6 protein-coding genes, 1 other RNA gene and 1 pseudogene are annotated in these 6,000 nt (G+C 49.7%); 5 read left to right on the forward strand and 3 right to left on the reverse strand.

The annotated features are described in order from the left end of the window. Positions 1-44: 44 nt before the first annotated feature. Together recN and bamE are read left to right on the forward strand one after the other, a co-directional pair. Positions 45-1,706 carry a DNA repair protein RecN gene (gene recN / locus INF58_RS20650; protein ID WP_193528406.1) on the forward strand — a complete coding sequence of 554 codons (1,662 nt, stop codon included), beginning with the start codon at positions 45-47 and terminating at the stop codon, positions 1,704-1,706. A 138-nt stretch (positions 1,707-1,844) separates the two neighbouring features. Continuing rightward, on the forward strand, positions 1,845-2,183 hold the full coding sequence (bamE, locus tag INF58_RS20655) for an outer membrane protein assembly factor BamE (RefSeq protein ID WP_063450054.1): 339 nt from the start codon (positions 1,845-1,847) through the stop codon (positions 2,181-2,183). Positions 2,184-2,293: 110 nt separating this feature from the next. On the opposite strand, the gene INF58_RS20660 is transcribed toward bamE, so the two are convergent. Next, on the reverse strand, positions 2,294-2,581 hold the full coding sequence (locus INF58_RS20660; RefSeq protein WP_131637726.1) for an RnfH family protein: 288 nt from the start codon (positions 2,579-2,581) through the stop codon (positions 2,294-2,296). Next, on the reverse strand, positions 2,571-3,008 hold the full coding sequence (locus INF58_RS20665; RefSeq protein WP_227415147.1) for a type II toxin-antitoxin system RatA family toxin: 438 nt from the start codon (positions 3,006-3,008) through the stop codon (positions 2,571-2,573). The genes INF58_RS20660 and INF58_RS20665 overlap by 11 nt, the downstream gene beginning before the upstream one ends. 156 nt (positions 3,009-3,164) lie before the next feature. Here INF58_RS20665 and smpB point away from each other — a divergent pair, with 156 nt between their 5' ends. The 3 genes from smpB to INF58_RS20680 all read left to right on the forward strand — a co-directional run bounded on the left by smpB (position 3,165) and on the right by INF58_RS20680 (position 5,481). Then, positions 3,165-3,647: an SsrA-binding protein SmpB gene (gene smpB / locus INF58_RS20670; RefSeq protein ID WP_003863115.1), complete on the forward strand. Its 483-nt coding sequence runs from the start codon at positions 3,165-3,167 to the stop codon at positions 3,645-3,647. An 89-nt stretch (positions 3,648-3,736) separates the two neighbouring features. After that, positions 3,737-4,100: a transfer-messenger RNA gene (ssrA, locus tag INF58_RS20675) on the forward strand. A 184-nt stretch (positions 4,101-4,284) separates the two neighbouring features. Continuing rightward, positions 4,285-5,481 carry an integrase domain-containing protein gene (locus INF58_RS20680; RefSeq protein WP_193528408.1) on the forward strand — a complete coding sequence of 399 codons (1,197 nt, stop codon included), beginning with the start codon at positions 4,285-4,287 and terminating at the stop codon, positions 5,479-5,481. Here the strand turns inward: INF58_RS20680 and INF58_RS20685 are convergent. Then, positions 5,478-6,000, reverse strand: a pseudogene (locus INF58_RS20685) (hypothetical protein); the annotation flags it as partial. The gene INF58_RS20680 and the pseudogene INF58_RS20685 sit on opposite strands and share 4 nt — an antisense overlap.

The raw sequence follows: 6,000 nt of genomic DNA on the forward strand, positions 1-6,000 counted from the left end.
CTGTATACAAACACAGTTATGGTTTTTCATACAGGAAAACAATTATGCTGGCACAACTGACCATCAGCAACTTTGCCATTGTTCGTGAGCTTGAGATCGACTTCCATAGCGGAATGACGGCGATTACCGGTGAAACCGGCGCAGGTAAATCCATTGCCATTGATGCCCTCGGCTTGTGCCTCGGCGGTCGTGCAGAGGGTGATATGGTGCGCACAGGCGCAGCCCGTGCAGACCTGTGCGCCCGCTTCTCGTTAAAAGACACGCCTGCCGCCCTGCGCTGGCTGGAAGCGAACCAGCTGGAAGACGGACGTGAGTGTTTACTTCGCCGCGTCATCAGCAATGATGGCCGCTCCCGTGGTTTTATCAACGGCACGGCGGTCCCTCTTTCCCAGCTTCGCGAGCTGGGCCAGTTGCTCATCCAGATCCATGGTCAGCATGCGCATCAGCAGTTAATCAAACCCGAACAACAGAAAGCCCTGCTTGATGGCTACGCAGGTGAGTATGCGCTTACTCAACTGATGGCGGAGCACTATCGTCAGTGGCATCAAAGCTGCCGCGAACTTGCGCAGCATCAGCAGCAAAGCCAGGAGCGTACCGCCCGCGCCGAGCTGCTGGAGTATCAGCTGAAAGAGCTGAACGAATTTAACCCGCAGGCGGGGGAATTTGAGCAAATCGACGAGGAGTACAAGCGTCTGGCCAACAGCGGTCAGCTGCTTTCCACCAGCCAGAATGCCCTGAACATGCTGGCAGATGGCGAGGATGTGAACTTGCAGAGCCAGCTGTACAACGTTCGCCAGCTTGTTACCGAGCTGACCGGCATGGACAATAAGCTGTCTGGCGTACTGGAGATGCTCGAAGAGGCCGCGATTCAGATTTCAGAAGCCGGGGATGAACTGCGCCACTACTGTGAACGTCTGGATCTCGACCCGAACCGTCTGTTCGAACTTGAGCAACGTATCTCCCGTCAGATTTCACTGGCGCGTAAGCATCACGTTACTCCGGAAGAACTGCCGAATTACTATCAATCTCTGCTGGAAGAACAACAACAGCTGGACGATCAGGCCGATTCCCTCGAAACCCTGTCTCTGGCGGTAAATCTGCATCACCAGCAGGCGCTGGAAACGGCGAAACGGCTGCACGATGTGCGCCAACACTATGCGCTGGAGCTTAGCCAACACATTACCGACAGCATGCATACCCTGGCGATGCCGCACGGGGTGTTCACCATCGACGTTCGCTTTGAAGAAAATCACCTGACGGCGGAAGGCGCAGACCGCATTGAATTCCGCGTCACCACCAACCCGGGCCAGCCTTTACAGGCTATTTCGAAAGTGGCTTCCGGCGGTGAACTGTCGCGTATCGCCCTGGCCATTCAGGTGATCACCGCCCGTAAAATGGAAACCCCGGCGCTGATTTTCGATGAAGTGGATGTGGGTATCAGCGGCCCGACGGCGGCCGTTGTCGGCAAACTGCTGCGTCAGCTGGGTGAATCGACGCAGGTCATGTGTGTGACACACCTGCCTCAGGTAGCCGGCTGTGGTCATCATCACTTTATCGTCAGTAAAGAAACCGACGGCGAAATGACGGAAACACACATGAAGCAGCTGGATAAACGCGCACGCTTGCAGGAGTTGGCACGCCTGCTCGGGGGCAGTGAAGTCACGCGCAATACGCTCGCTAATGCGAAAGAACTGCTGGCGGCATAAACTTTTTCGGGATCTCAGGGTCATACAGAACAACAAAAACGCCGCCAGACCGGTTTCAAAGTGGGGCAAGGTCTATTATCATCGGCATATTACATATGAGCCGCGTACTGCTCGGGCCCGAAAAGGAATCAAATCACTATGCGCTGTAAAACGCTGACCGCTGCCGCAGCGGTTCTTCTGATGTTGACCGCAGGCTGTTCCACTCTGGAGAAAGTGGTTTACCGTCCTGACATCAACCAGGGGAACTACCTTACCCCTAACGATGTGTCCAAAATCCGTGTGGGAATGACACAACAGCAGGTCGCTTATGCACTGGGAACCCCGATGATGTCCGATCCGTTCGGTACAAATACCTGGTTCTATGTATTCCGCCAGCAGCCTGGTCATGAAGACGTGAGCCAGCAAACCCTGACCCTGACCTTCAGCAGTGCTGGTGTGCTGACCAATATCGACAACAAGCCTGCCCTGACCAAATAATCAGGCGTCAGCAACGCAAAAAGGTGCTCAATGAGCACCTTTTTTGTGTATGTTTATTTGCGCAGAATTGAAGCCCCGGAAAGCGCAGCGCCACCGGGGAAAAGAAAGCGCTACTTACCGGATTTCTCCGCTCGCTGCCGACGCAGCTCTTTCGGGTCGGCAATCAGAGGTCGATAAATCTCAACCCTGTCACCCTCTTTCAGCACATCCCCAAGCTTTACCGGACGGCTATAGATGCCGACTTTATTCTTCGCCAGATCAATGTCGCTGCGAAGCTCAAGAATGCCGGACGCCAGGATAGCCGCCTCAACGGTGGCCCCTTCTTCAAGCGTCACGCGCTGCAAATACTGCTTCTCCGGCAGCGCATACACCACCTCAACAGCAATCTTATGCGACACTGTAAACCTCTTTGGCGCGCGTGGTGAACGCCTGAACCATATTCGAGGCCAGTTCTTTGAAGATACGGCCAAACGCCAGTTCGATCAGCTTATTGGTAAATTCAAAATCCAGATGAAACTCAATGCGGCAGGCGTCTGCGCTCAGCGGCGTAAACTTCCACCCTCCCATCAATTTTTTAAACGGACCATCCACCAGATGCATCAAAATACTCTGATTGCTCGTCAGGGTATTGCGCGTGGTGAACGTTTTGCTGATCCCCGCTTTGGAGACATCCACGGCCGCAGTCATCTGCGTCGGGCCGGATTCCAGCACCCGACTACCGGTGCATCCCGGTATAAATTCCGGATAGGACTGAACGTCGTTCACTAACTGATACATTTGTTCCGCGCTGTAGGGAACAAGCGCAGAACGGCTAATCTGAGGCATAGCATTTTCCATGGTCACACAACAGACAAATAATAACATTTATCACCTGTTAAAAAAACGCTAAGCCTTATCTCGTGCTAAGATAGCGCGTTAGACCTCACAGGACGCAATGAGGTGACTTTTTAAAATCAGATTACCGACGGCTTTACGACACTTATGACGAAGAAAAAAGCACATAAACCTGGTTCGGCGACCATTGCGCTCAACAAGCGTGCTCGCCACGAGTATTTCATCGAAGAAGAATTCGAGGCCGGCCTTGCGTTGCAGGGCTGGGAAGTAAAATCGCTGCGTGCCGGGAAAGCCAACATTGGCGACAGCTACGTGATCCTGAAAGACGGTGAAGCCTTTCTGTTCGGCGCGAACTTTACGCCGCTGACCGTTGCCTCTTCACATTACGTCTGCGATCCAACCCGCACCCGCAAGCTGCTGCTGAACAAGCGCGAACTGGAATCCCTCTACGGACGCATCAACCGTGAAGGCTTTACCGTGGTTGCGCTCTCTTTGTACTGGAAAAACGCCTGGTGCAAAGTGAAAATCGGCGTTGCGAAAGGTAAGAAGCAGCACGACAAGCGTACTGACCTGAAAGCACGCGAATGGCAGCTCGACAAAGCACGTATCATGAAAAACGCAGGACGTTGATTCTGCGCACTTATTGTACTATTCAATAAGTTAGCGTTTCGGGCTGGTATCGAGGAAGTAAAATCTGGTATACTGAGTTCAACACTATTGGGGCTGATTCTGGATTCGACGGGATTTGCGAAACCCAAGGTGCATGCCGAGGGGCGGTTTGCCTCGTTAAAAGCCGCAAAAAAATAGTCGCAAACGACGAAAACTACGCTTTAGCAGCTTAATAACCTGCTAAGAGCCCTCTCTCCCTAGCTTCCGCTCTTAAGACGGGGATCAAAGAGAGGTCAAACCCAAAAGAGATCGCGTGGAAGCCCTGCCTGGGGTTGAAGCGTTAAAACTAATCAGGCTAGTTCGTTAGTGGCGTGTTTGTCCGCAGCTGACGTGCGAATGTAAAGACAAACTAAGCATGTAGTACCGAGGATGTAGAAATTTCGGACGCGGGTTCAACTCCCGCCAGCTCCACCAAATGATGATCCGGATACGTCTGGTGAAGTACAGAAAGCCCGCATGGCACAAGCCCTGCGGGCTTTTTTGTGTCTGTCGTTGTCCGAGAACATCCGGCTAAATCCAGTGATTATTGGTATACGTTTAGGTATACGGTAGGATGTATACCTAAAAACGTATACCAATTCATGAAGGAGCGGCCACAGTGGCACGGACAACACGCCCCCTGACAAACACCGAAGTTCTGCGCGCAAAAGCTGTAGAGAAGGATCTAACGCTGCATGATGGCGATGGGCTTTTCCTGATAGTGAAAACCAGCGGGAAAAAGCTCTGGCGTTTCCGTTATCAACGTCCGGCAACAAAGCAGCGAACAATGATGGGGCTCGGTGCCTTCCCTGCTCTTTCACTTGCTGATGCCCGAGGGTTAAGAGCGGATTACCTTGCCTTATTAGCCAACGGAATCGACCCTCAGATTCAAGCTGAAGTTGCAGAGGAAGAGCAGCAAATCGCACTGGACAGTATTTTTTCAACGGTCGCCGCTAACTGGTTCCAGCTCAAAAGCAAAAGCGTTACCCCTGATTACGCAAAAGACATTTGGCGCTCACTGGAGAAAGATGTATTCCCTTCCATCGGTGAGATCCCCGTTCAGCAAATCAAAGCCCGGACACTGGTTGAAGCTCTTGAGCCAATAAAAGCACGTGGAGCACTTGAGACTGTGCGCCGTCTGGTGCAGCGCATTAACGAGATAATGATTTATGCCGTAAACACTGGTCTGATTGATGCCAATCCAGCATCAGGTGTTGGGATGGCTTTTGAGAAACCTAAAAAGCAAAACATGCCGACGCTACGCCCAGAAGAGTTACCAAAACTCATGCGTTCTTTGGTGATGTCAAATCTCTCTGTTTCAACTCGCTGTCTCATTGAATGGCAACTCCTGACGCTTGTGCGCCCTTCTGAGGCCTCCGGTGCTCATTGGGCAGAGATCGATCTCGAAGCGAAGCTCTGGACTATTCCAGCCGAGCGGATGAAGGCCAAGCGTGAGCATATTGTTCCCTTATCGACGCAGGCTTTAGATATTCTGGAAGTGATGAAGCCAATCAGCGCTCATCGTGAATATGTTTTTCCAAGTCGGAATGACCCAAAACAACCAATGAACAGTCAGACTGCAAATGCAGCTTTAAAACGTATTGGTTTTGGCGGAAAATTAGTTGCTCATGGATTGCGTTCAATAGCAAGCACAGCTATGAATGAAGCAGGATTAAATCCTGATGTTATTGAGTCTGCCTTAGCCCACAGTGATAAAAATGAAGTTAGAAAAGCATACAATCGTTCTACTTACCTCGTGCAGCGAGTTGAATTGATGAATTGGTGGGGAGAGTACGTTAAAAATAAAAGGGGTTAGCCCCCCTTTTTTCTATACAATCTTAAGCACTCATCCAATTGAATCAGTTGCGAATTACTTAATCGTTCTTTTATATAATCAAATACATTTTTTACTGAGGCGATTTCTCTCAGTGCTTTATTACCCATTACAATATAATCCTGATACATTCCAATTCTAAAGAATGAATTTGCTGCGCAAGCTAACATAATTACTTCAGTCATTGCAGGAAGATTCAAACGATTTGGCTTAAACTTATTTTTATCATATTCGTCAAAGCAAGATAAAAAATCTTTCAATTTTGTTGTATCAGCAACAGCATTTGGAACATTAGTAAATGATGAATATAAATATGGTGAGCATGAATACCAATATATATCTTCAACAAGTATGGAACTTCGTTTGTTCGCGAATTCAAGCCATTCACTCTTATCTCGATTATGAATTATGTTATATAAGTAATAAAAGTTCAATAACCCATTTTTATATTCTTTTTTTGATTGATCATAGATTATTTCAATTTTTTCCATAATAGACTGC

Source organism: Enterobacter cloacae complex sp. P24RS (genome assembly GCF_014982165.1).
Lineage (GTDB): Bacteria > Pseudomonadota > Gammaproteobacteria > Enterobacterales > Enterobacteriaceae > Enterobacter > Enterobacter quasihormaechei.

Excerpts from the sequence above, each read along its gene's own strand:
- recN (WP_193528406.1), top strand. The coding sequence starts at position 45 with ATGCTGGCACAACTGACCATCAGCAACTTTGCCATTGTTCGTGAGCTT.
- bamE (WP_063450054.1), top strand. The coding sequence starts at position 1,845 with ATGCGCTGTAAAACGCTGACCGCTGCCGCAGCGGTTCTTCTGATGTTG.
- INF58_RS20665 (WP_227415147.1), bottom strand. The coding sequence starts at position 3,008 with ATGCCTCAGATTAGCCGTTCTGCGCTTGTTCCCTACAGCGCGGAACAA.
- smpB (WP_003863115.1), top strand. The coding sequence starts at position 3,165 with ATGACGAAGAAAAAAGCACATAAACCTGGTTCGGCGACCATTGCGCTC.